Genomic DNA, 25,902 nt, shown 5'->3' with positions numbered 1-25,902 from the left:
CGCGCCTCCAGTCCGTCACGTGGATGCGTCCAGGACGCGACCCGCTAGATCGCGCGGACCGCGTCGAGCAGCTCCGCGACCGGCACGTCGCTGCGCTCGCCCGTGGCGCGGTTCCACAGCTCGACGACGCCGTCGGTGGCGCCGCGGCCGGCGACGACGACGATCGGCATGCCGAGCAGCTCGGCGTCGCGCAGCTTGACGCCCGGCGAGACCTTCGGACGGTCGTCGTACACGACCTCGAACCGCTCGTCCTCGAGCCGCGCCACGATGTCCGTCGCGAGCTCGTAGGCGACCTGGTCCTTGCCGGTGGCCACCACGTGCACGTCGAAGGGCGCGACGTTCTTCGGCCAGGCCAAGCCCTTGTCGTCGTTGTGCGCCTCGGCGAGGATCGCGAGGATCCGCGTCACACCGATGCCGTACGAGCCCATCGTCACCGTGGCGAGCTTGCCGTTCTCGTCCTGCACCCGGAGGTCGAGCGCCTCGGCGTACTTCCGGCCCAGCTGGAAGACGTGACCGATCTCCATGCCGCGTGCGGTCTCGAGCGGGCCGGAGCCGTCGGGCGCGGGGTCGCCGGCGCGGACGTCGGACACCTCGGCCACGCCGTCGGCGGTGAAGTCGCGCCCCATGACGAGTCCGGAGACGTGCACGCCGCGCTCGTTCGCGCCCGTGATCCACGCGCTGCCGTCGACGACACGGGGATCGACGAAGTAGCGGATGCCCGAGGGGCTGTCGCTGCCCAGGACCTGCGGGCCGATGTAGCCCTTCACGAACACCCCGGGGTGCTTCTTGAAGTCGTCGTCGCCCGCCGCTTCGACCTCGGCCGGGGCGAAGGCGACCTCGGCGCGCTTCATGTCGACCTCGCGGTCACCGGGCAGCCCGACGACGACGACCTCGCGCGTGCCGTCGAGGTGCGTCAGGGCGAGCACGACGTTCTTGAGCGTGTCGGCGGCCGTCCACGGGGCACCCTCGCGCGGGGCGACCTCGTTGGCGTGTGCGACGAGCGACTCGATCGTCGGGGTGTCCGCCGCGGGCAGGCGGACGGGTTCGGGCTGCCCCTCGATCGGGAGCGCGTCCGGGACCGGCGTGACGTACGCCTCGACGTTCGCCGCGTAGCCGCCGGCACTGCGGACGAAAGTGTCCTCGCCGACCGCGATCGGGTGCAGGAACTCCTCGGACTTCGAGCCGCCCATCGCACCGGCGTCCGCCTTGACGATCACGTACTCGAGACCGAGCCGGGTGAAGATCTTCTCGTACGCGTCACGCATGACCTGGTAGCTGCGTTCGAGCCCCTCGTCGGTGAGGTCGAACGAGTACGCGTCCTTCATCGTGAACTCGCGGCCGCGCAGGAGGCCGGCGCGGGGACGGGCCTCGTCGCGGTACTTGTCCTGGATCTGGAACAGCGTCACCGGGAGGTCCTTGTAGGAGCCGTACAGGTCCTTCACGAGGAGGGCGAACATCTCTTCGTGGGTCGGGGCGAGCAGGTAGTCGGCACCCTTGCGGTCCTGCAGGCGGAACATGCCGTCGCCGTACTCGGTCCAGCGGTTCGTGGCCTCGTACGGTTCGCGCGGGAGCAGCGCGGGCAGCAGGACCTCCTGTGCGCCGGCAGCGACCATCTCCTCGCGGATGATCCCCTCGATCTTCGCGCGCACGCGGAGGCCGAGCGGCAGCCACGCGAAGATCCCCGGGGACTGGCGACGGACGTACCCGGCACGGACGAGCAGCTTGTGGCTCGTCACCTCGGCGTCGGAGGGGTCGTCGCGGAGCGTACGGAGGAACAGATGCGAAAGCCGTGTGACCACGCGCCAAGCCTAGCGGCGCCCGCGCTCCGAACGGTTCGGCATGGAACGCACCCCCACTCCCCCTGCACGGTACGACGACCTGCGTGCCCTGTACGTCAACTGCACTCTCAAGCGCTCACCCGAGCCGAGCCACACCCAGGGGCTCATGGACCGGAGCATCGCGATCATGCGCGACCAGGGCGTGACGGTCGACAGCGTCCGGCTCATCGACCACGACGTCGCGACCGGTGTGTACCCGGACATGCGACAGCACGGCTGGGCCGCCGACGAATGGCCGGACACGATCTGGCCCCTCGTGCGTGACGCCGACGTGCTCGTGGTCGGCGGCCCGCTCTGGCTCGGCGAGAACGCCTCCGTCACCCGCACCTTCATCGAGCGGCTCTACGCGATGAGCGGCCTGCTGAACACCTCGGGCCAGTACGTCTTCTACGGCAAGACCGCCGGCACGCTCATCACCGGCAACGAGGACGGGGTGAAGCACGCCGCGATGTCGACGCTGTACAGCCTGCAGCACATCGGGTACGTCATCCCGCCCGCTGCGGACGCCGGCTGGATCGGCGAGGTCGGCCCCGGCCCGAGCTACCTCGATCCGGGCTCCGGTGGACCCGAGAACGACTTCACGAACCGGAACACCACCTTCATGACGTGGAACCTCCTGCACATGGCCAGGCTCCTCCGCGACGCCGGCGGGTACCCGGCGCACGGCAACCAGCGAGCGCTGTGGGACGGCGGCGAGCGGTTCGGCGCGGACCGGGCGCACCCCAACCCCGAGTACCGCTGAGCGATCGCGGGGACGTCCCGGACGAGGACGACCGGGCACGTGGCAGCGCGCCGCGTGCCCGGTCGCCACGGTCGATCAGGCGGTGACGACCTCGGGCTTGCCGGTCGCCGCCGCGGGGCCCATCTCGTCGGCGATGCGGTTCGCCTCGGCGATGAGGGTCTCCACGATCTCGCCCTCCGGCACCGTCTTGATCACCTTGCCCTTGACGAAGATCTGGCCCTTGCCGTTGCCGGACGCCACGCCGAGGTCCGCCTCACGCGCTTCACCGGGACCGTTGACGACGCAGCCCATCACGGCCACGCGGAGCGGGACGGTCATGCCCTCGAGCCCCTTCGTCACGTCGTTCGCGAGCTGGTAGACGTCGACCTGCGCACGCCCGCAGCTCGGGCAGGAGACGATCTCGAGCTTCCGTTCGCGGAGGTTCAGCGACTGCAGGATCTGCAGGCCGACCTTCACCTCCTGTGCGGGCGGCGCGGAGAGCGACACCCGGATGGTGTCACCGATCCCCTCGGCGAGCAGGATGCCGAACGCCGTGGCGCTCTTGATCGTGCCCTGGAACTCCGGCCCGGCCTCGGTCACGCCGAGGTGCAGCGGCCAGTCACCCGCCGCGGCCAGCTGCCGGTACGCCTTCACCATGACGATCGGGTCGTTGTGCTTCACGGAGATCTTGAAGTCGTGGAAGTCGTGCTCCTCGAAGAGGCTCGCCTCCCATATCGCCGACTCGACGAGCGCTTCGGGCGTGGCCTTGCCGTACTTCTGCAGCAGGCTCGGCTCGAGCGAGCCCGCGTTCACGCCGATGCGCAGGGAGACGCCGGCGTCCTTCGCGGCCTTCGCGATCGCGCCGACCTGGTCGTCGAACTTGCGGATGTTGCCCGGGTTCACACGGACCGCGGCGCACCCGGCGTCGATGGCCTGGAACACGTACTTCGGCTGGAAGTGGATGTCCGCGATGACCGGGATCTGCGACTTCTTCGCGATGATCGGCAGCGCGTCGGCGTCGTCCTGGCTCGGCACGGCGACACGGACGATGTCGCAGCCGGACGCCGTGAGCTCGGCGATCTGCTGCAGCGTGGCGTTGATGTTCGTCGTCGGCGTCGTGGTCATCGACTGGACCGACACCGGCGCGTCGCCACCCACGAGCACCTTGCCGACCCGGATCTGCCGGGACTTGCGGCGCGGGGCGAGGGTTTCGGGGACTTTCGGCAGACCGAGGTTCACTGCAGGCACGAGGTGCACTCTACGCGCTCAGGCGGTCGCGTCCCTGATCGGCGGGAAGCGCTCAGACGACGGTGATCAGCGGGGCGTAGAGCCGCATCGCCGCGAGGGCCCGCTCGTGGTCCTCGTCGCTCGCGCCCGCACAGGCCTCGGCCACGACGGTCACCGTCGCGCCGGCGTCCGCCGCCGCGAGGGCGGTCGAGAGCACGCAGCAGTCGGTGGAGACACCGGTGAGGACGAGGTGCGGATGGTCACCCGTGACGGACTGGAGGCTCGTCCCCCACTTGCCGAAGGTCGGCTCGGTGACGACGGGGTCGCCACGGTCCGCGGCGGCCGTCCGGAACGGCTCGGTGAGCTCCCACATCGGGTCCGTGGCCGGGGCCGTCGCGAAGGACCACTCGCGGTAGTACGGCACCCACGAGCCCTGCGGGCGTTCCGGTGCGACGAACCGTGTGAAGACGGTCCGGCCGGTGAACCGCGGGAGCAGACGCTCGATCCCGACGGTGGCGTGGTCGAACCGGGGCGTCGCCCACGGGCTCTCACCGGTGAAGACCTCCTGCATGTCGACGACGACGAGCCAGGCGTCCTCGGGGACGTCGACCCCGTCCAGCGCGGTCATGCCCGCTCCTGCCGGCGGACCGCCCCACGGGCCGCGAGCAGTGTGCCGAGGAACCCGACGACGAGTGCGACCAGGACGCCGAGGTTCGCGTACGCCCAGGCGCCGTCGCGTCCACCCAGTCCGAGCGGTCCGAGGAGGTACCCCTGCCAGGACAACCACGACGGCGACGACAGCGTCACCAGGCCCCACCCGAGGCCCGTTCCGACCACGACCAGGGCGATCGCACCCCAGCGGACGTCACCGTACCGCCCGCGTCGGTCGTCGAGCTCGGCCTCGGCGTACTCCGCACGTCGGAGGACCACGTCGGCGACGAACACGCCGGCCCACGCCGCGATGGGGACGCCGAGCGTGATGAGGAACGCCTGGAACGGCGCGAGGAAGTCCTTCGCGAAGAACACCACGTACACCGCACCGGCGATCATGAACACGCCGTCCACGCCCGCCGCGACCGGTCGCGGGATCCGGACCCCGGCGCTCAGCAGGGCGAGCCCGGAGGAGTAGATGTCGAGCACGGCGCCGCCGACCAGCCCGAGGATCGCGACGAGCGCGAACGGGATGAGGAACCACACCGGGAGGACGGTGGTGAGCGCACCGATCGGGTCGGCGGCGATCGCGGCGCTGAGGTCCTTCGACGAGCCGGCGAGCAGGACGCCGACCACGACGAGGATGGCCGGGGCGAGGGCCCCGCCGAACGTGGTCCACCACACGACGCCGCCGGTCGAGGCCGACCGCGGGAGGTAGCGCGAGTAGTCGGCGGCGGCGTTCACCCAGCCGAGGCCGAACCCGGTCATCACGAGCACGAGGGCGCCGACGACGTTCTGCGCACTGCCGGTCGGCAACGCCGCGATCGCGCCGAGGTCGATCGAGGGCGCCGCGAGCACGACGTACACGATCGTGAGGGCCCCGGTGACGACCGTGATCCAGGTCTGCAACCGCATGATCACGTCGAAGCCCGCGACCCCGGCGCCGATGACGAGCGCCGCCACGACCACGAGCGCGACGAGCTTCGTCAGGACGCCGTCGTCCCAGCCGAGCTCACGGAACACCGTCGATGTCGCGAGGACGGCGAGGGCGGCGAGCGACGTCTCCCACCCGACCGTGAGGATCCAGCTGAGGAACGACGGCAGCCGGTTGCCCCGGACACCGAACGCCGCCCGGCTGAGCACCATGGTCGGCGCCGACCCCCGCTTGCCGGCGATCGCGACGATGCCGCAGAGCAGGAAGGAGAACGCGACGCCGATCACCGAGACGATCGTCGCCTGCCAGAACGAGATGCCGAACCCGATGACGAACGACCCGTAGCTCAGGCCGAGGACGGAGATGTTCGCGGCGAACCACGGCCAGAACAGCCCCGGGGGTCGGCCCTTCCGGTCGGACTCGGCGATGACGTCGATGCCCTGCCGCTCGACGGCGCGGACCTCGGGCGCTGTGCTCATGACGAGAGCGTAGTGCCCGGCCCGGACGTGGGCGCTACCCGAACAGGTTCACGGGCCGCACGATGTCGGCGTAGATGAGCAGCGCGCTCATGCCCGCCAGGAGCACCACCACGACCATGGTGAGCGGCATCGTCTTCGCGAGGTCGATCGGCCCCGGGTCCGCCTTGCCGACGAGCTTGAACGACCGACGCTTCACCGCCTCCCAGATCGCCCCGGCGATGTGACCGCCGTCGAGCGGCAGGAGCGGCACCATGTTGAGCACGAACAGACCGATGTTGAGGGACGCCAGCAGCCCGAGGATCGTGTACGCCTTGTCGACCACCGGGACACCGCTCATCGACGAGACCTCGCCGATCGCGCGGCCGACACCGACGACGGACACGGGGCTGTCCTGCGACCGCTGCTGCGTCCCGAAGGCCGCGTTCCACACCGCGACGAGCCGCTGCGGCAGGTCGATGATGAGGTGGGCGGACGCGGAGATCTGCGCGCCGGTCGCCGGCAGCACCGCGGCGGGCGACTGACGGACCAGCGACTGCCCGATGCTGACGCCGACGACGCCGACCTGCTGCGTCTTCGTGGTGCCGTCGGCGTTCTTCGCGACCGAGCCGTCGGCCCGGTAGACGTCACGGGTGGCGGTGACCGGCGTGATGTGGAGCGTCTTCTCCGCGCCGTCGCGGGACACCACCACGGTCACGTCCTTGCCCGCCGAACGCTGGAACACCGCGGACACCTCGGCGATGGACGGGTCCTGCTCGCCGTTCACCGACCGGACCACGTCGCCCGGACGGATGCCCGCCGCCTTCGCCGGCGACACCGCGTCCCCCGAGGTGCAGGTGGTCGCCTGGCTCGTCGGGAGCACGCACGCGACGCTCGACGTGAAGGTCGTCGTGGGTGCGCCGAAGCCGACGAGCAGCACGCCGAACAGCACGATGCCGATCACGAGGTTCATCGCCGGACCGGCGACCATCACGATGATCCGCTTCCACGGGGTCAGTCGGTAGAACGCCCGCGAGTCGTCGCCGCCCGAGTCCGCGATCTGCTCGGCACTCGCCTGCCGCGCGTCCTGCACGAACGCGCCGTACATGCCCGTGTTCGTGATGGCGTTCGGCCGCCCTGATGCCCGCGGCTTGAGCATGCCGACCATCGAGATGTAGCCGCCGAGCAGGATCGGTCGGATGCCGTACTCGGTCTCACCCCGGGTGAAGGACCACATCGCCTTGCCGAACCCCAGCGAGTACTGCGTCACCTTCACGTTGAACAGCTTCGCGAAGGACAGGTGGCCCAGCTCGTGGAGTCCGATCGAGACCAGCAGGCCGATGATGAAGACGACCACGCCGAGGACGAAGAGCAGGACGGATTCGACGGTCACCGGGAAAGGGTACGGGACGCTCCCCATGACCGAGCCGAGCGCACCCTGGGAGGTGCACCGCGCCTCCAGTCGGGTCCCGGCTACCGGCCTGGAGGCGCGACCCGGCTCAGCGGGACAGCGTTCGGTCCGCCGCGGCGCGCGCCCAGCGCTCCGCTGCCAGCACACCCTCGAGGGAGGGCTCCCCCGGCGCGTGCTCGTCGACGACACGCTCGACGGTGTCGACGATGTCGAGGAAGCCGATCGCCCCGGCGTGGAAGGCGGCGACGGCCTGCTCGTTGGCCGCGTTGAAGACCGCCGGGTACGTACCGCCGAGCTGCCCCACACGCTTCGCCAGCGCGACCGCGCCGAAGGCGGCGTCGTCGAGGGGCTCGAAGGTCCACGTGCTCGCCGTCGTCCAGTCGAGCGGCACACCGACGCCCGGGACACGGTCCGGCCAGCCGAGGCCGAGCGCGATCGGCAGCCGCATGTCCGGCGGGGACGCCTGGGCGATGGTCGACCCGTCGACGAACTCGACCATCGAGTGCACGATCGACTGCGCGTGCACGGTCACGGCGATCCGGTCGTAGGGGACGCCGAACAGCAGGTGCGCCTCGATCACCTCGAGCCCCTTGTTGACGAGCGTCGCCGAGTTCGTCGTCACGACGAGGCCCATGTCCCACGTCGGGTGCGCCAACGCCTGCGCGGGCGTGACGTCGGCGAGTTCGGCTCGGGTGCGTCCGCGGAACGGGCCACCGCTGGCGGTGAGGACGAGGCGGCGCACCTCGGTGGCGGATCCGGATCGGAGCGCCTGTGCGATGGCGGAGTGCTCGCTGTCCACCGGGACGATCTGCCCGGGAGCCGCCGCGGCCTGCACGAGGGGGCCGCCGACGATGAGGCTCTCCTTGTTGGCCAGTGCCAGGGTCGCGCCGGACTCGAGCGTGGCGAGGGTCGGACCGAGGCCCACCGAGCCGGTGATGCCGTTCAGCACGACGTCCGCCGCCACGGTGCGGACGAGACGTTCGGCGTCCGCGGCGCCGAACGCGGTCTCGCGGACCCCGAACCGCTCGGCCTGCTCGGCGACGAGGTCCCGGTTGCTGCCCGCGGTGAGGCCGACGACCTCGAAGCGGTCCGGGTTCCGGGCGATGACGTCGAGCGCCTGCGTGCCGATCGAGCCGGTGCTGCCGAGGACGACGATGCGGCGCCTGGCCGTCACGATCAGCCCTTGGCGAGGATGTCGACGACGAACACCAGCGTGGCGTTCTTCGGGATGCCGGACCCTTCCTGCGGGTTCGCGCCGTAGCCGTCCTCCGGCGTGACGACGATGAGGACCTGCGAGCCGACCTTCTGGCCGACGAGCCCCGTGACGAAGCCCTTGATGAGCGAGCCCTCGGAGATCGTGAAGGTCGTCGGGGCGCCCTTCGACCACGACGAGTCGAACTCCTTGCCGGTGTCGTAGACGACGCCCTTGTACTGCACGAGCGCGGTGTCACCGTCCGCGATCGCCGCGCCGTCACCCTGCTTGATGACCTCGGGGGTGGTCTTCGTCGGAGCCGCGACGCCCTTCGGGATCGTGATCTCCGGCTCGCCGTCAGCCTTGTCCTCGACCGTCGGGAGCTTCGGGTCCTGGGGCTGCGGGGTACCGGAGGCCTTGGTCGGCGTCTGGGCGACGACGTCGGCGACGACGACGATCTCGCCGCCCGTGTTGAAGCCGAGCGCGGAGGACTGCCCCACGGCGGTCACCCGGTCCCCCACCTTCGCGCACGCGAGCAGTGCACCGAAGCCGGAACCACCGACCGAGAGGACCTGCGGGTTGCCCTGGTCGAAGCCGACCGTGCCGAGCTTCTTCGCGTCCTTCGCCTCGTAGACGCTGTAGGAGACCTGGACGTAGTCGCCTTCCCCGAGCGACTTGCCCGTGCCGTGGATGACGGTGCTCGCCTGCGGCTTCTTCGCCGACAGCCCGGCCTTGAACTCCACCGTCGGAGCGGTGGTGCCGCCGAACGCACCCGACACCTTGACCGCCTTCGACGCCGCACCCGGGTCCGGGCAGGACGTGATCGCCGCGGCCGACGCGCTCGACGAGGCGCTCGGGGTGGCGGACGAGTTGCTCGACCCGGAGCCGGAGCACGCGGCGAGTCCCAGCACGACGACGGGGACGAGGGCGATCGGGAGGAGACGCAGACGCTTCACGAGGACCTAGTCTGCCGCACGCACCTTGGTGTGCGGGACGTGGTGGACCGGGAACGACACCGAGCGGGCGATGAAGCAGAGGCTGTTCGCCACCGCGTGCGCAGCCTCGGCGTCGGCGACCCGGTCGGCCTCGAGGATCGTCACGACCGGGTGCAGGGTCGCCTCGGTGAGCTCGCCGGAGCCGTCCCGGTGCACCTCCAGGCTCGCCGTCGCACGGTCCTCGTAGTCGACGACCGTGAAGCCCTGCGTGACCGCCACGTGCAGGTAGCTCAGCATGTGGCACTGCGCGAGGGCCGCGAGGACGAGCTCCTCGGGGTTCCACCGGTCGCGGTCGCCGCGGAACGTCGGGTCGGCCGAGCCGGCGATGTCCGCCTTGCCCGCAGCGAGCACGTCGTGGTCGCGACCGTAGTCGCGGTAGCCGCTCGTCCCGGTGCCGCGGTCGCCGGTCCAACGGACGGCGACCTCGTACGCGTGGTCGTTCACGGTGGGGCTCCTCCGGCTCGGTACGATTGCGGCATGACGGTGAGCTCCGACGTCCGCACTGATCGCCATCCTCTCACCGCCGACGGGTCGGTCGAACTGGCGGTCATCGACCGCAACGGCTTCGACGAGAGCCGTCACGTCGGCGCCGGAGTCGTCGTCGCCGCGGACGGGACCGTGATCGACGCCGTCGGCGACGTGCAGGCGAGCGTGTACCCGCGCTCGACCATGAAGCCGTTCCAGGCGCTCGCGGTCCGCCGGGCCGGAGCGGTCTTCTCGGACGAGGAGCTCGTGCTCAGCACCGCGAGCCACGCCGGCACCGCTGCCCACCAGGCGCTCGCGCTCCACATGCTCGAGTCGTTCGACCACGTCGAGGCGGACCTGGGCTGCCCGCCGGACATGCCCTTCGACCGGGCCACCGCCCGCACGATGACCGAACCCCGGCGACTCGCGATGAACTGCTCCGGCAAGCACGCCGGCATGCTCGCCGCCTGCCGCGTCAACGGGTGGGACGAGGACACCTACCTCGAGGTCACCCACCCCCTCCAGCAGCAGGTCCGCGCGACGGTCGAGGAGTTCACGCACGAGACCGTCGACCTCGTCGGCACCGACGGCTGCGGTGCTCCGGTGTTCCCGCTCACCCTCGCCGGTCTCGCCCGAGGGTTCGCCGGGGTCGTCGCGCGATCCGACGCGGACACGGCAGCGCTCACCGACGCGGTGCTCGACCACCCGTGGGCCATCGACGGCATCGGACGTGCGAACACCGTCACGATCGAGCGGCTCCGGGTGCTCGCCAAGCTCGGTGCCGAGGGCGTCATGGTGATGGGGCTCCCGGGCGGGGCGGCCGTCGCGGTGAAGACCCTCGACGGCTCCCAGCGTGCCGGGACCCTCGCCGCGCTGACGCTGCTCGAGCGGAACGGCATCGTCGATGCTGCCGGCGTCGCCGACGTCATGGCCGCCACGGGCGAGCAGGTCCTCGGCGGCGGCGTGCCCGTCGGGTCGCTCCGCGCGGGTGCCGGCCTGCGCTGAGCGATAGCCAGCCTCGCGCTGTGCCGTCGCAGGCCTCCGCTGAGCGGTCGCCAGCCCGCGCCGAGCCGTCGGTCACGCCATGAGCCGCGGGAGCACCGGGGACACCGGTCGCCCGCGGTCCTCGCCGGAGCGACGGACGGTGCAGCCGTAGCGGGTGACCTCGACGGCGACGTCCCACCGCCGTGGCCACCGACCGGGATCGGACACGAAGACGATGCTCGTCCGGCAGTCGCCGCGCACCGGATCCGTCACGAGTGCCGCCGTGCCGTCCGGGAGCACCGGACAGGGCTCGTCCCCCGACGTGAGCGCCGGTCGGAGGTCGGGAGCGGCGGCGATCCGGACCGTGGCCCGCGAGGCGACGGCGGCGGCACGGACCTGGGCGGCCACGGCTCGGAAGACGGCCAGCGCCAGGACCCCGCCTCCGGCGACGACGACGTGCTCGGGTGTGCCCCCGTGCAGCGTGAGCACGGACCCGTCCTGGGCGGTGCCGAGGACGACCGGCGCCACCCGCACGTCGTGCGCGTCGGCCTGTGTGCGGGCTGCGGTCGGTGGGGAGTCGTCGCTGCGTGACGTCCGGCCGGGGACGACGCGGACGTCGGCCGGCCCGACTGCCGCCTCGGCGTCAGCCGCCTCGTCGTCAGCCGCCTCGTCGCCAGCAGGGTGAGGTGTGCGCACCGCGCGGACGAGCAGTCGGTCGAGTACCGCGCAGGCCCCCGCTGCGCCGATCACCACGGCGCGCGCGACGTCCGCCAGCGGTGCCCCGATGCCCGCTCCGAGGAGCACGATCGCCGTCCCGACGAGGCAGCACCGGGCGGTGAACGGGGTCATGGTCCCAGCACAGCACCACGGCCCGTCGCGCTGCGCACGAGCGCCGAGCTCTGTGGAACGCCGACCGGAGCGGCCGCTTGTGGAGGGGCAGGGTCACTGCACCAGGAAGAACTGCTCCCCGATGTCGACGCGTGCACCGCGCTCCACCCGGTACCGCCGTCCGGGTTCGCACCGCCGGATCGACCCGTCGATGTGCCGGATGACCGTGCCGTTGCCCGAGAACCGGTCCGAGACCCAGAGGTCGTCGCCGTCGCGGCCGAGCTCGAGGTGGGTCTTCGACACCGACTTCCCGGGGTCGTGCACGGTCAGCAGGTCGTCGAACCGTTCTCCGGGCTGCGGCCGCGGGAGGCGCCCGACGAGCCCCGTGCCGTGCACACCGAACCGTTCGCCCGTGCTGAAGTGCAGGACGAACGGTGCCTGGGTCGGGGTCTTCGACACGATCCGGGTCTCGTCGACGTCGTCCTCGAGGTCGTCGTCCGCGCTCGTCGGTGCACCCTCGGCGCTCGACGCCGGCACCACCGGACCAGTCGCACCGGGCAGCGGCGGCAGCGGGGCGGCCGAGGGCACCCGGAACGTCGCCGTGTCCGTCGGCGCCGGAGCCGACGACGGCAGCGTCGCCGAGCCGGGCATGGGCGGGACGGACGGCGGGACGTCGTCGGTGCGCTCCGCGCCCGGAGCCGCGTGCGCACCCCTGGGGCGGAGCGGTGCCCGGGGCGTGCTCTCCTCGGGCTGCCGGTCGCCGCCGCCGTCGAGCCATGCGGGCAGCGGGTCACGCTCCGCTGGGGCCGGCTCCTCCTCGGCGAGTGCGGACTCGGCGGTACCGCCCTCGTCGGCTGCGCCGGGGGCAGCGGCATCCTCGACGTCTTCCGCGTGCGCTCCCCCGGCGTCGTTCGCGTCCGCGCCTTCGGCGTCTTCATCGTCCGAGCCGTCAGCGGCCCAGTCCGGGCGCACCACCGGCAGCGGCACGATCTGTCCGGTGAAGGCGGCGGTCACGGCAGGCCGCACGGCACCGCACTCCGCACAGAAGATGTCGTCGGGCTCGAGCTGGTGCCCGCAGACGTGGCACGTCGTCGCCTGCGACCCCGGTGTCACGAGCGGCGCCGGGCGCGGACGACGGTCCACCAGGGGTTCCACCACGGCGGTGTCTCCGGGTTGCGGCGGTGCGATCTCGGCCCGAGCGCTCTCGGTCCGGTCCTGCTCGTCGTGCACTCCCGGCTGCGCGGCCGTCGCGTCCGTGCGCTCTGCCGCCGGGCGCTCATCAGGCTGCGCGGCGCTCGCCTCGGACGCGTTCGAGCGACCGACCCACCACGAGGGGCCTGCCGGCGCGGCCGCGGGAGGCTGTTCCGCGGGCGGTGCCCAGACCGGCTCGGCGGCCGACGGCGCGGCGGGGTCGGGCGTCACGGCAGAGCCGGGGCGCTCAGCGATGCGGGTGGCCTCCGGGTCCTCCCCGTCGTCGGCGACGGACGGGTACGCGTTCGGGTCGAGTGGCGGTTCGACGGGCTGCGCCGCGGCGACGGGCTGCTCCGCATCCGAGGGGTGCTGCTGGCCCGACCAGTCTCCGAGCCCGGACCCGGCTCCGTGCACGTGGGTCGGCGCGCTGCGGGGCGGGTAGGCGTCCGGCCGCTGCACGTGGACGGGCGCCGGTGGTTCCTCCTCGTGCCGGTCCGCGCCGGTCAGCCACGCGCGGGTCGCCGGGTCGAGCGTCGCCTCGGGCAACCAGGCCTCGGCCGCGGGGTCCTGCCGTCTGCCGTGGACGTCCGGCTGCTGCAGGGGCGGCGGCGGGGCCTGCTCCACCGGCGTCGGAGCGACCGGGCGTCGACTGGCCGCAGCGGTCACGGCACGTCCGCACTCACCGCAGAAGATCGCTCCGTCCGGGAGCATCGATCCGCAGTGTTCGCATCTGATCACGTGTTCCGCCTGTCCTCACTCAGCCGTCCACGACGCTCGCCGGCCTGCACGCCATCGTAGTCTCGCGCGCCAGCTCCACCCTGTCCGCCGTCGGAACGCCGTGTTCGCCGCTCGACGACGGACGCCACCGACGCGCTCGCAGCCCGCGACACCTCGCGGATCCGCAGTGACCGCAAGGACACCGCGGCGCGGATCCGCTCCTTCCGCGTCCGCCCGACCCGCAGGCTCGAGATCGCGTCGTCCGTCGCCGACCACATCCGGTCCGCCGTCGTCGCGTCCGCTTCACTCGGTCCGAACACGGAGCGGTCGGCGAGTGCCGCCAGCCCCGTCCCGCCCTCGCCGGGAGCCCCGACGACGGCTTCGCGCCGGGTGGCCGCACGGTCGACGACGTGTCCGCGGTCGACGAGCGCGTCGCGGTACTCGTCCCATGCCCCCACGATGCGCGCCCGCGGTGTCGGAGCCCGCCGCCGTCGCCGACGCCGGATCCGCTTGAGCAGCACGATCACCCCGAACGGCAGGAGCACGAGCGCGACGAAGCCGAGCGTCGCGAGCACCCACGGCAGGGCGGCGAGCAGGATCTGCAGCCAGAGGGGTTGCACGGGCGGGGTGTTCCGGTCGCTCTGCGGGGGTGCCTGCTGCGACCGGTCCTGCTGCTCGGCGGGAGGCGGCGGCACGACCGTCTCCGGACGTGTGACGGGCTTCGGGGTCTGCTGCTGCTCGTCCGGGATCTCGCGGACCGCCGGGTTCGGGTCGAGCATGACCCACCCCCACTGCGCCGTGTCGACCTCGACGCGGGCGGTGACGTCCGAGCCGCGGAACGTCGTCGTCCCGCCGGAGGTCGATCCCGTGCCGGCCTTCCCGCCGGCATCGCCGCCCGCGGTGAAGCCCATGACGACGCGCGCCGGGAAGCCCAGCTGGTTCGCCATCAGGGCCGCCGCGGCCGCGTACTGTTCCTGGTCGCCGATCATGAGCGGGGACGTCAGGAGTTCCTGGATGCGGTCGGCGCCGTGCCCGGAGCGGCTCGCGCGGTCGTCGCCGACCCCGTGGCTGACGTACCCGTTGCGCTTCAGGGCCTGCACCATCGCGACGAGCTTGGCACCGTCCGTCTCCGCATCGGCGGTGTACGCATCCACGGTGTCCCGCACGGCGTCGGGCACCGAGCGCGGCGCCGGCACGGAGGCGCTGCCCGGGCGCGCGGCGGCGAGCTGCTCGTCCGTCGGCTGGTCCGGCAGCACCGCGGTCAGGTCGTACCGGGTCCCGTCGCCGACACCGCCGACGACCGCGCCGGTGCCGGTCGATCCGTTGTAGAAGAACGCGCCCCGCTCCTTCTCGGCGTCCGATCCGGTGAAGCGGACGCGTTCGAGGTCGCCGACGGTCGGCAGCCAGACACCGCTGTAGCCGTCCACCGTGACGCCGACGTGGACCGTGCTCCCCCGGACGCCGCGGACGTCGACGGAGGTCGGCACCCGTTCGAAGGTCCCGGAGGCGGTGGCACCGTCGGAGCCGCCGACTCGGTAGACGACGCCGTCGTACGTGTCGAGCGTCGCGATCCGCACGAAGCCGTTCCGCGGCAACCCGGTGACCCGCAGTTGCGCCGTGTCCGCTTCGGTCTGTTCCTCGTACGCGCGGAAGCCGCTGAGCGGGCTGACGTAGTCGCGCGGATCGAACGGCTTGACGACGTCGGTGCGCGCGACCGTGCGGCCCGTCGACGGCGGCGCCACGAGACCGAGTCCGGTGGCGACCACCGCCGCGGCGACGATGGTCCCGGTGCCGACGAGCGCGGGCCGCAACACCGATCGCACCACGGACACCCTCGACCCGATCGTGGTCGCCACCGCGACCGCGCGCCGCGCGTGCCGCACGGTCAGCGCCCACACGAGGGCGATGCCGGTCAGCGCCACCGCCGTCACGATCGACGTGTCCAACCTGCTGGGTCCGACGACGACGCTGGCCGCGAAGACGACGAGCGCCGGGATGCTGGCGAGTTCCTGACGGGAGGCGCGGGTCGCCACACTCACGGCGGTCACGGTGGCGACGAGGAGCGTGACAAAGTAGGGAACGAGCAGTGACTCGTAGGAACCGACCGGCAAGCTGATCGTCACCAGCTGCTTCCAGCCGAGGGCGACACCGGCGAAGAGGTCCACGACGCCCTGCCCCGACGGCAAGACCCCGTTCGCCTCTCCCGGGACCGCGGCGGGGACGCCGGTCAGCGCGAAGGCCGCGACGGTCGCGACGGCGACCGCCGCCGTCGGCAGGCGGAACACCGTGCCGACGAGCGCGACGATCGTGCCGACCACCACCGCCGTCGACGCGGCGACCACCATCGATCCGTCCCGGTAGACGGGCCACCACGCCACGCTCGCGACCGCCAGCAGGAGCCACACCACGAGCGTCGCGCCGATCAACCGACCGGGCGAGACCCGGCGGGCGTCGCGCCGCACCGCCTTCCGCGCTCGGGTGTCCGGGTTCACCGCCGCGCTCACGCAGCCGCCGCCGATCGGTGCAGCGCGTGGCGCAGGTCGTCGAGGTAGCCGATCGTCATCACGGTGAGTCCGGCCACCCGGAGGAACCGCGGCTGGGCCTCGGGCTCGCAGATGACCGCGACGACCTCGACGCCGACGGGGAACCGCGTCGCCGCCAGACGCAGCGCGGGGAGCTCGACGGTCGAGCCGACCACCAGGAACGCGACCGAGATGCCGGTCGTGTCCGTGCCGACGATGCGCGCGACCTCGGCGACGGGCAGGCATGCGTCGGCCAGCCCCACCGAGGCGAACTCGTCGAGGAGTCGGGTCGGGGTGACGGTCGGCAACGGGTGCACCGCGTACACGGCGCGCTTGGCGAACTCCGGCGTCCGCTCGGACACCACCACCGTCACCTCGCGCCCGTCGCGGATCGCACGGGTGCCGAGCGAAGCGGCCGCGCTGACGGCCAGCTCGAACTCCTCGTCGTCGGCGAACTCCGACCGGGACACCGCCAATGCGACCACCAGGTGGGACCGACGGGTGTCCTCGAACTGCCGCACCATCAGGGCGCCGGACTTCGCGGTGGACTTCCAGTGGATCGTGCGCGGGTCGTCGCCGGGCATGTACTCCCGGATGGCGTGGAACGCGATGTCCGACGGCGAGAGGTCCGTCGTCGCCTGCCCTTCGAGGTCGCGGACCAGGCCGGTGCTCGTCGAGGGGATCGCGATCGTCCGCGGGTGCACGATGACCTGCTCACGGGCCGTCCAGACGATCTCCCGCCGGACCAGACCGACCGGGTCGGCCCGGACACCGGTGACCGGACCGACGTCGAGCACTCCTCGTCGGACGGTCGGGACGGGGACGTCGCGCTCGAACACGCCGCGCGGCCCGATCGACGGGATGGCGACGTCCACGAGGCCGGCACCCACCGGGACCTCCACCGTGGTCGGGACCGACGGCAGCCGCGCCGGGTTCTCCGCCGTCACGACGACGCCGGCCGGGTCCCCGACGGCGACGCGCTGCTGCGGCAACTGCATCCGGATCACGAGCCGCGAACGCCCGATGAGCGCGACCGCGGCGACGAGCACGAGGAGAGCTCCCGCGAAGCCGACCACGACGACCTCACGGAGGCCGAACCGGTAGCCGAGCACGAACGCGACCAGTGTCAGGGCCGCGACCGTCCAGCCGAGGCCGGTGACCACGGACGAGACCTCCGACCACCCACGCTTGACGAGCCTCCAGGCAGTGGACCAGGCGCGGGCGAGACCGACGACCGCGTCCGCCGCCACGCCGTCACGGTCACCGACCAGGCGGGTGCGGACGTTCGTGAGGCCGGCGACCGTCCCCGTGCGCTCGTACGCCGTCGTGCCGCGACGCGACCGCGTCGAGGACGGGCGGCGCGAGCGCGTGGAGACGGGCCGGCGATCGGTCACGAGGCGGCTCGGTCCGCCGGCGGCGGGGTCTCGACCAGCAGCTGGGCGATCACGCTCGTGGCGCTGACGCCGTCGAACTCGGCCTCGGCGTCGAGCACCAGCCGGTGCGCCAGGACCGGGACCGCGAGCGCCTTCACGTCGTCCGGGGTGACGTAATGGCGACCGCTCAGGGCCGCGAAGACCCGGGCCGCGCGGATGAGGCCCATGGCTCCGCGGACACTGACGCCCAGTCGCACCTCGCTCGCCGAGCGCGTCGCGTCGACCAGGCGGGCGACGTAGTCCGCGATCACGGGGTCGACGTGCACGGAGCGGGCGAGCGTCGCCATCTCGGTGATCGTCGCCGCCGGCACCACGCTCGCCAGCGGCACCGAGCTGGACGGTGCGGACGAGGTCTCGAGGATCTTCACCGTCGCGGCGTGGTCCGGGTAGCCGATCGACGCCTTCATGAGGAACCGGTCGAGCTGCGCCTCCGGCAGACGGTACGTGCCGGCCTGCTCGACCGGGTTCTGCGTCGCGATGACCATGAACGGTGCGGCGAGGCGGTGGTTCACGCCGTCGACCGTGACCGCGGACTCCTCCATCGCCTCGAGCAGCGCGGACTGGGTCTTCGGGCTGGCACGGTTGATCTCGTCTGCGAGGACGATGTTCGAGAACACGGGGCCGCGGTGGAAGTCGAACTCCTGGGTCCGCTGGTCGTACACGCTGATGCCGGTGATGTCGCCGGGCAGCAGGTCCGGCGTGAACTGGATGCGGTTCGTCGAGCCCTGCACGCTCTGCGCCATCGCGCGGGCGAGACTCGTCTTTCCGGTGCCGGGGACGTCGTCGAGCAGGAGGTGTCCCTCGCTGAGCATCGCCGTGACCGCGAGCCGGATCACGAACGACTTCCCGAGGAGCACCTGCTCGACGTTGGTCACGATGCGGCCTGCGACGTCGGCGAACCAGGTGGCCTGCTCCGGGGTCATGCTCATGCGGTGTCGTTCCTTCGGTCGTCGGTCAGTACGGGTCGCTACGGGCAGCGTAGGGCCTGCGCGTGGCCGGGATCAGTTGCCGGAGGCCGGCTGTGGAGCATCGGCGATCGGAACCGGGCCGGACAGGTCGCCGCCCCTCTCCGAGAGGGACGTCCCGTCCACGGAGACGTCCACGGTCACCGACACCGACTGGGCCGTGATGGGCGGCGTCGACCCGGGCTCGCCGGGCTGCCACGTGCCCTTGATCAGGAAGGGATTGCCGGCGGCGTCGTACCACGTGGCCGTGTACCGGTCGACGCTGATGCCCGTGCCGCTCGGTCCGCTGACCTCGAGCGGCGACCCCTGCTGGGCCTTCGTGATCGATCCGCTGGTGTCGAGCGCCGCACCGGTGAAGACGGACGAGTTCGCGTCCGTCGTGCAGAACGACGCACCAGGACCGCCGCAGGCCCTGAGGGTCAGCGATGTCGCCACGTTCCGCGCACCCGATCCGGGGACGCCCGTCCAGGACGCACCGGGGGCGAGGTCCACCGCGCCGGCACCCGTCTCGAGCCGGTAGTGGTCGACGCTCTGGGACGGCGCGGTCACCCGGAGGTTGAACTGCGAGGAGGACCCGGGTTGCGGGACGAGGTCGAGGCCGGGTCCCGGGGTGCCGTCGGGCCGCTGGTAGGTCGTCGCCGTCGCGTACGCGACGTTGCAGAAGTACCCGTTCGAGACCGTCACCGCGTAGGTCGCTCCCCCACCGTTGACACCGCGGTCGGTCGCGGGGCTCGACGATCCGATGGACGTGCCCGTCGGTGACGAGCAGTCGATGTTCGACGATCGGTAGACGTTGTAGCTCAGCGCGGGCCCGCCGGCAGCATCGGCCCCGCCCCAGGTGATCGACACGGTGGACTTCCCGTCGTTGTCGGCCTGCGTGCCGGCGACGGCGGTGACGTTGCTCGGCTTGCCGGGCGTCCCGACTGCCGAACCGGTGGCGGACGCGGAGTTCCACTGCACCACCGTGCCGTTGCGGTCGGCGCCGTTCCGGGCCGAGACCGTCACCGTGTACTGCGCCGCACTCTGGGCGCCCGTGAAGGACGTGCTCGTGGCCGTTCCGGTACTGCGTGTGGACGACAGGTTCGGGCCCTCGATCGTCACCACGTAGTTGTCCACCGCCGTGCCGTTGTTCGGGGCCGCGACCGCGTTCCAGTTGACGTCGAGCTGGTTCGGGGTGCTCTTGCTCGGCGTCACCGAGATGCCCGTGGGCGGAGCCGGCACGAAGTCGGCGCTGATCGCGGCGGAGTTCACCGAGGCCTTCGACTGCCCGATGGCGTTCGTCGCCACGACGGAGAACTGGTAGGACGCCTTGGGGTCGAGGCCCTTGATCGTGCAGACGGTCGCCGTGCCGCAGTCCTTCGAGACACCGTTGGTCCCCTGCAGCCGGTACCCCGTGATCGGCGAGTTGTTCGCCTGCGGGGTCGACCAGGTCAGTGTCGCCTGCCCGCCCTCGTAGGAACCGGTCCGGCTCGGCGCACCCGGTGCGTCCGGGACGTCCTGCACGGAGATCGTGACGTCGCCCCAGACGTACCGGTCCGGGTCGTTGGTGGCGTCCGCGACCTGGTACTGCAGGTGGGTGTCGACGGGCTTCGCACCTGCCGCGACGCTCACCTGCAGCCGCGACTTGTCCGCGCTCGGCGTCACGGTGACGCCGCTCGGCAGGCCGCCGCCGAGGCCGCGGATGTCGACCACCCGGAGGCGCTGCTCGGGGAACGGGTTGGTCGGCTGGTCGTTCTTCAGCACGTCGATCGTCGTCGTCGCGCCGCGCTTCGTGACCGACGTGTCCGCCCCGGGCTGGACGAGGGGGCGGGTGGACGCGACGACGTCGACGTTCACGACGCCGGAGCGCCCGGAGTTCGCCGAGTCGGCCACCCCGATGCCGATCGCCAGCGTGGAGTCCTTCCGCGCCGAGTCCGCGACCTTGATCGTCAGCTTCTGCCCGGAGATCGTCGCCGTCGCGCCGTCGCTCGGCCGGCTCACCACCGAGTAGCGCAGCTCCGGCAGGTCCTTCGGGTACGGGTAGTCCGTCAGCTTCGTCAGGTCGAGGGTGCGCGACTCCCCCGGCTGCATGTCGACGGCGGACCCGGTGAACGCCGGGGGCTGGTTCGACCGGGGCGTGACCTTGATCGGCAGCACGAGTGTCGCGACGCGGCCCTTGCCACCGTTCGCGTTCGATCCGTCGGTGACCTCGAACGAGATCGACGCGTTGCCGTAGTACAGCTTCGAGGACGTGAACTGCAGCGTGGACGAGTCGACGACGAGGTCCTGGCCGTTGGCGTGCGTCGCCTTGACCGTGCCGTCGTCGGTGATCTGGGCGGTCTTGCCGTTCGCCGTGACCACGTACTTCGACAGCGGGATCCGGACGGTCGCTTCGCTCTTGACCGTGATCGCGCCTGCCGTGCGGTTCACCTGGGGCAGGGCGTCGTCGAACCCGGGGACGTGGATGAAGCCGTACGAGACGATGTCCGGGTGGTCCACGCGGGCGACGGAGAACGGGATCACCTGTGACGCGTCGGTGAGTCGCACGACGATCCGCTGCCCTTCGGTCGTCCGGGCGTTGTCGCCGTAGCCGTCGACGACGCCCACCTTGAGGTCGGCCGTGGTGCCCTCGGCGAAGAAGACGTTGGCGAGCACGTCCACCGTGACGCTCTGCCGGTGGAGGATGTCCTGCAGGTCGAGCGTCGTGTCGTCGACCTCGGGCCGGAGCGGCTGCGCGTCCGGGTCCACGGTGACGGTGAGGAACGCGGTGCTCGCGCCGCCGTTCTCGTTCGCGACGGTGTAGAGCACGGCGAAGTCACCGCTCTTGGCGGACTTCGGCGGCGTCACGCGGATCTGCTGCTTCCGCAGGACCTTCGCGGTGACGTCCTTCCCGGTGGGCTCGGCCTTCGTGACGGTCAGCTGCCCGCCCTCGGGGTCGGAGTCGTTCTGCAGGACGCGGACGGTCACCGAGCCACCGGGACGGATCGTGACGTGGTCCGCCTCGGCGACGGGGTTCGACGCCTGTTCGGCGCGTGGGGCGATGCCGACCCGGACGGTACCGGTCGCACGCGCGCCGAGGGCGTCGACCACCGTGTAGGTGAACTCGTCGGTGCCCGCGGAGTAGTCGCCCGCCTCGTAGGTGAGGGCGTCTGCGGCGAGGTCGCTCACGGAGCCCTTGTCCGGGTTGGACGCCACGCCCACCAGCTGCACGGAGTCGCCGTCGGGGTCGATGCCGTTCAGTGGGATGGACACCCGCACCGACTGCCCGGCGACGACGCGTGCCGTGACGGTCTGCGGGACGGGCGGGTTGTTCGTCGCGGCGTCCCGTTCGCGCACCGAGATCGACACGGTCGCGTCGGCGTACTGACCGTCCGGCCCGGCGACGCGGTACACCGCGGTGTAGTTGCCCGGCGTGGTGGGCGCGAGGTACCGGAGGTGGTCACCGGAGACGAACAGCAGACCGCCGTCGCCGGGGACGTTCTGCACGAGGTCCGGTTGCAGGGTGAGCGGTTCGCCCTCCGGCTGCGTGTCGTTGTCGAGCACGTCGATGTTCGTGACGTCCCCGACCCGCACGGTCGCGGAGTCCGGCTGGGCGACGGGCGGTTGGATGCGGTCCGGCTTGGGGATCTCGACGACGGTGATCGTGCCGGTCGCGGACGCGAGACCGTTCGTCTCGGTGTAGCCGAACGACACCGGCCCGTCGAGCGGGGCGGTGAGGGTGACGCGGACGGTGTGCTGGTCGAGGATGCTCGCCTGGACGCCGGACCCCCGGTCGGGGCCGTCCAGCGCCGTCACGAGCAGGACACCGCCGGCCGGGTCGATGTCCGTCGCGGTGACGTCCGTGTCCTTCGTCGACAGCGTGTTCACGAACACGGTCTTCGGGGTGGTGATCGGCGCCGTGGAGGCGTCCGGCGGGGCGAGGATCGTGACCCGCACGACCCCGCTCGAGGTCTTCGTGCCGTCCGTCACCGTGTACTCGAGCTGGTGGTCGCCGGCACTCGCTCCCTGGACGCGGAAGGTGCCGGAATCGTAGCTCGGGGTGACCGTCAGGCCCGACGCCGAGGAGACGCTGGTGAGCGTGACGGTGCCGTTCCCGCCGCGGACGTGGTCGAGCGGATCGACGGTGAAGGCCTTGCCGGCGTACCCCTGCACGGGGAACGGGTCGGCGTACAGCGGCACGCTGCCCTGCTTGGCGACGTGCACGGTCACCGAGCCGCGTCCGTCGGCACGGCCGTCGCTGACGACGAGCTGCACGGCGCGCTGCCCCGTGCGACCGCTCGCGTTGCGGTAGTCGAGCAGACCGTCGGGGGTGGTCGAGACGCGGTCGCCGTCCGACGCGGTCGCGGACTTGAGGTACACCGGGTCGCCGTCCGGGTCCACCCAGTCCCCGAGGACGTTCGTGACCACGTGCCCGTTCTGCACGACGTTGGCGGAGGTGTCCCGCACCTGTCGTGGCGGGTCGTTCTCGGAGTAGGGACGGACGGTCACCTTCACGGTGGCGGTGTCGGACCCGCCGTTCCCGTCGGTGATCGTGTACGGGAACGAGATGGTCCCGGAGGCGCGGGCCGACAGGGTGATCTGCAGCCGCTGGCCGTCACCCACGATCGCGACGTCGCCCACGGCGGCGTCGATGCGACCGACCTCGCTCACCACGATCGGGTCGCCGTTCGGGTCGTAGTCGTTGAGCAGGACCGGGAGGCTCGTGGTGCGTCCCGGACGTGCGCCCAGGTCGTCGTCCACCGCCACCGGTGGCTTCTGGTCCTTCTCGACCTCGGGGTCGTCGTCGGACACCTGTTCCTGCTGCTGGTCGTCGTCCTTCTTGATGAGGTCCGACCAGTTGTCGATGAGCTGCCCGCTGCGGTCGATCGCCCACGAGCGCCCGCTCTGCGGGTCGTTGGCGACGACGGTGGAGCCGTTGTGCAGGATCTGCAGGTCGGACGTGCCGGCGGTGCTCGCGAGCCGCTGGAGCCCGTTGCCCCGGCACGTGTCGACCGCCTGGCCGCCCGCCCACGCGGCGTAGGTGCAGGAGCCGACGACGGTCGGTCGGGCGGCTCGGCCGGACACCTGCAGTGCCGTCGTGCTCACGTTCCCCGACGCCGACACCCGGACGAGCCCCGCCGTGCCCGCGACGGCCACGTCGGACGCGTCGTCCGTCGAGCGCTGCAGGGCGGGGGCCGTCCCCACGCGGTCCCCCAGGTCGATCGTCCGGCCGTCGACCGAGATCGCCCCGCTGGTCCGGTCGAGCACGGCGAGGTGGTCACCGAACGACGCCACCTGGAAGTCGTCGGCCCGGTCCATCCGCACGGTCCACCGCTTCGCGACGGACAGGGTGGACCCGACGTCGACGAGGGAGGCGGTGCCGGTCTTCGGGGAGTACACGGCGACGTGGCCGTCGGAGGCATCGAACACGGCGTCCGCGCCGAGCGTGAGGTCCGCCTTCGTCGAGGAGTCGAACTCGCCGAGGTCCTTCGCGGAGGTGGCCCAGAGCTCCCCGGTGTCGCCGTTGCCGATGACCGCCGTGGCGCCGGCGAAGAACACCTGCGGCGACCCCGCGGGCAGCGTCACCGGGTCCGCGACCGTGGCGTCCGCGACGTCGACCTTCGCGACCGTCCCCTTCGTCTCGTCCACGCTGTAGACCGTCGAGCCGCGCTGCAGCACGGACAGGCTGTCGCTCGCGGTCTCGACGGCCGTGTTGAGCTGGAGCACGCCGGTGTTCGCCCGGCCGACGGCTCCGTACTCGGCCGACGGCACCCACACCGTGCCGTCGCCCAGGTCGACGCGCTGCGTGTGGTACCCCGTCGAGGCGACGGCAGCCGTGGCGACGACCGCACCGACGACGATCGACGCACCCACGGTCACGGCGGCGGAGCGGTGCTTGGCGAGGAGGGCCCGGATCACCCGGCGCTCCCGATCGTGGCGCACTTCTGCGCGCTCGCGACCCCCGTCTTGCCGTCACGGTTGACCGCGACCGCGATGCACTCCTCGTCGCCCTTCTGGCCGGAGACCACGAAGCTCGTGCCCGTCTGCTGGCTGGACGCGCCGTTGGAGGAGATGACGTAGGTGTCACCCGTGCGCAGCCCCGGGTCGGTCCAACGGAAGGTCACCGAGGCGGTCGAGGACTGCGCGCGGACGTCCGAGACCACGGGGATCGCGCCGGTGCCGAGTCGGCCGACCACCACGACCGTGGCGACGACGAGGGCCGCGACCACCACCACCGCGAGCGACGTGGCCCACACCAGGGTCGACCGGGTACGACGACGCGCACGGGTGACGGACCCGGTCCGGTGCACGGTGCCGACGCTCTGCGACACCGCGGAGGAACCGCCCTGGACCGCTCGGCGCGTCCGCCGCCGTCCACCGACGCGGGTCGGCGGCTGGAGCTCCCGGATCATCGTCCGGTCGCCGTCCGGGGTCGGGGTCGCGACCGCCCATGCCTCGACGGCGACGTCGGCCGGGGTCTGCGGGATGCCGAGCTCGGCCTCGACCTGCTGGAACCCGCGGACGAGCTCCATCACGGTGGAGGGACGGCCGGCGACCCTGCGCGACATCGCGGAGGCGAGCAGCCGCTCGAGGGACGGCGGGACGTCGGTGCGGCCGGTCGGCTTGACGCCGCCCTTGTCGATCCGCCCCATCAGCTCGGCCGCCCCGTTCTTGCCGCCGCGGACCTCGAAGGGGCTGCGACCGGCGAGGAGGGAGAAGACGGTGGCGGCGAGGGAGTAGACCTCCGACTGGATGGTGCCGCGCGACTCGTCGATGAGGACCTCGGGCGCGGACCACGGGATCGACATGCCGATCGGTTCGTCGGGGTCGGACTCGCCGATCGTCGCTGCGATGCCGAAGTCCGACAGGACGGGGTTGCCGTAGGCGGTGAGGAGGATGTTCGACGGCTTGATGTCCCGGTGCAGCACGCCCTCACGGTGGGCCGTCTCGAGCGCCGACCCGATGCGGATGCCGATCGCGAGCACCTCGGAGACCGGAATCGGTTCTCGCCGGTAGCGCTCGCTGAGCGACGAGGAGCAGAGCTCCATCACGAGGTACGGCCGGCCGTCGGACGCGACGCTCGCCTGGAAGACGGTGAGGATCGAGGGGTGGGTGCTCAGCCGGGCCATGAGGTTCGCCTCGGCCTGGAACATCTGCCGGACGCGGTCGTCGACGACCTCGTCGAGGAGCACCTTCACGGCGACCTGCCGTCGGGGCATGTCCTGCTCGTAGAGGAAGACGTCGGCGAACCCGCCCGAACCGAGGACGTGCACGGGACTGAAGCCCGCGATCACGGGCGGGGTCGACGGCAGGCGTCGCGCCATCGTCCCCTCCTCCCCGGCCGAGCGGCCAGCTCTCTCGTCACGGCCCTGCCATTGTACGAACCGCGTCCGACCGACATTCCGCGCGCGGAT

General features: G+C 72.0%; 17 protein-coding genes. 2 read left to right on the top strand and 15 right to left on the bottom strand.

What is annotated here, in order from left to right; genetic code table 11:
• Positions 1-44: 44 nt before the first annotated feature.
• Positions 45-1,799, bottom strand: coding sequence for a proline--tRNA ligase (locus tag ACTJKO_RS02665; protein WP_440685398.1), 1,755 nt, complete (start codon positions 1,797-1,799; stop codon positions 45-47).
• 40 nt (positions 1,800-1,839) lie between these two features.
• Between ACTJKO_RS02665 and ACTJKO_RS02660 the strand changes: the two genes are divergently transcribed.
• Positions 1,840-2,580 (top strand): flavodoxin family protein, encoded by a 741-nt coding sequence (locus ACTJKO_RS02660; RefSeq protein WP_440685395.1) that lies wholly within the window; start codon positions 1,840-1,842, stop codon positions 2,578-2,580.
• A 75-nt stretch (positions 2,581-2,655) separates the two neighbouring features.
• Here ACTJKO_RS02660 and ispG read toward each other — a convergent pair whose 3' ends face one another.
• From ispG to ACTJKO_RS02625, 7 genes are all read right to left on the bottom strand, one after another.
• Positions 2,656-3,786 carry a flavodoxin-dependent (E)-4-hydroxy-3-methylbut-2-enyl-diphosphate synthase gene (gene ispG / locus ACTJKO_RS02655; protein ID WP_440685904.1) on the bottom strand — a complete coding sequence of 377 codons (1,131 nt, stop codon included), beginning with the start codon at positions 3,784-3,786 and terminating at the stop codon, positions 2,656-2,658.
• Positions 3,787-3,859: 73 nt separating this feature from the next.
• The gene (locus ACTJKO_RS02650; RefSeq protein WP_440685393.1) at positions 3,860-4,414 is read right to left on the bottom strand and encodes a cysteine hydrolase family protein; all 555 of its coding nucleotides are present in this window, start codon (positions 4,412-4,414) and stop codon (positions 3,860-3,862) included.
• On the bottom strand, positions 4,411-5,850 hold the full coding sequence (locus ACTJKO_RS02645; protein WP_440685391.1) for a purine-cytosine permease family protein: 1,440 nt from the start codon (positions 5,848-5,850) through the stop codon (positions 4,411-4,413). Before ACTJKO_RS02645 ends, ACTJKO_RS02650 begins: the two co-directional genes overlap by 4 nt.
• A gap of 34 nt (positions 5,851-5,884) precedes the next feature.
• Entirely contained in the window at positions 5,885-7,219 is a 1,335-nt protein-coding gene (locus tag ACTJKO_RS02640) for a M50 family metallopeptidase (protein WP_440685389.1), read from the bottom strand.
• Positions 7,220-7,325: 106 nt separating this feature from the next.
• A complete protein-coding gene (locus ACTJKO_RS02635) occupies positions 7,326-8,411 on the bottom strand; it encodes a 1-deoxy-D-xylulose-5-phosphate reductoisomerase (protein WP_440685387.1) in 1,086 nt (361 codons plus the stop codon).
• A gap of 2 nt (positions 8,412-8,413) precedes the next feature.
• Positions 8,414-9,385 (bottom strand): FKBP-type peptidyl-prolyl cis-trans isomerase, encoded by a 972-nt coding sequence (locus tag ACTJKO_RS02630; protein ID WP_440685385.1) that lies wholly within the window; start codon positions 9,383-9,385, stop codon positions 8,414-8,416.
• A gap of 6 nt (positions 9,386-9,391) precedes the next feature.
• Positions 9,392-9,868: an OsmC family protein gene (locus tag ACTJKO_RS02625; RefSeq protein WP_440685383.1), complete on the bottom strand. Its 477-nt coding sequence runs from the start codon at positions 9,866-9,868 to the stop codon at positions 9,392-9,394.
• Between the two features lie 33 nt (positions 9,869-9,901).
• Here ACTJKO_RS02625 and ACTJKO_RS02620 point away from each other — a divergent pair, with 33 nt between their 5' ends.
• Entirely contained in the window at positions 9,902-10,894 is a 993-nt protein-coding gene (locus ACTJKO_RS02620) for an asparaginase (protein ID WP_440685381.1), read from the top strand.
• A gap of 72 nt (positions 10,895-10,966) precedes the next feature.
• Here the strand turns inward: ACTJKO_RS02620 and ACTJKO_RS02615 are convergent, their stop codons facing one another.
• From ACTJKO_RS02615 to ACTJKO_RS02585, 7 genes are all read right to left on the bottom strand, one after another.
• The gene (locus ACTJKO_RS02615) at positions 10,967-11,722 is read right to left on the bottom strand and encodes a hypothetical protein (protein ID WP_440685379.1); all 756 of its coding nucleotides are present in this window, start codon (positions 11,720-11,722) and stop codon (positions 10,967-10,969) included.
• 93 nt (positions 11,723-11,815) lie between these two features.
• Complete coding sequence (locus ACTJKO_RS02610) at positions 11,816-13,630, bottom strand: zinc-ribbon domain-containing protein (RefSeq protein WP_440685377.1); 1,815 nt, start codon at positions 13,628-13,630, stop codon at positions 11,816-11,818.
• A complete protein-coding gene (locus ACTJKO_RS02605) occupies positions 13,627-16,113 on the bottom strand; it encodes a transglutaminaseTgpA domain-containing protein (protein WP_440685375.1) in 2,487 nt (828 codons plus the stop codon). Before ACTJKO_RS02605 ends, ACTJKO_RS02610 begins: the two co-directional genes overlap by 4 nt.
• Positions 16,110-17,525, bottom strand: coding sequence for a DUF58 domain-containing protein (locus tag ACTJKO_RS02600; protein WP_440685372.1), 1,416 nt, complete (start codon positions 17,523-17,525; stop codon positions 16,110-16,112). Before ACTJKO_RS02600 ends, ACTJKO_RS02605 begins: the two co-directional genes overlap by 4 nt.
• Positions 17,522-18,493: an AAA family ATPase gene (locus tag ACTJKO_RS02595; RefSeq protein WP_440685370.1), complete on the bottom strand. Its 972-nt coding sequence runs from the start codon at positions 18,491-18,493 to the stop codon at positions 17,522-17,524. The genes ACTJKO_RS02600 and ACTJKO_RS02595 overlap by 4 nt, the downstream gene beginning before the upstream one ends.
• Before the next feature lie 72 nt (positions 18,494-18,565).
• Entirely contained in the window at positions 18,566-24,406 is a 5,841-nt protein-coding gene (locus ACTJKO_RS02590; RefSeq protein WP_440685368.1) for an Ig-like domain-containing protein, read from the bottom strand.
• Positions 24,403-25,812, bottom strand: a complete 1,410-nt coding sequence (locus tag ACTJKO_RS02585; RefSeq protein ID WP_440685366.1) for a serine/threonine-protein kinase — start codon at positions 25,810-25,812, stop codon at positions 24,403-24,405. Before ACTJKO_RS02585 ends, ACTJKO_RS02590 begins: the two co-directional genes overlap by 4 nt.
• Positions 25,813-25,902: the final 90 nt, after the last annotated feature.

Origin of the sequence: Curtobacterium sp. 22159, assembly GCF_052045775.1 — a bacterium.
Classification (GTDB): Bacteria; Actinomycetota; Actinomycetes; order Actinomycetales; family Microbacteriaceae; genus Curtobacterium.
This window is presented reverse-complemented; position numbering and strand designations above follow the sequence as displayed.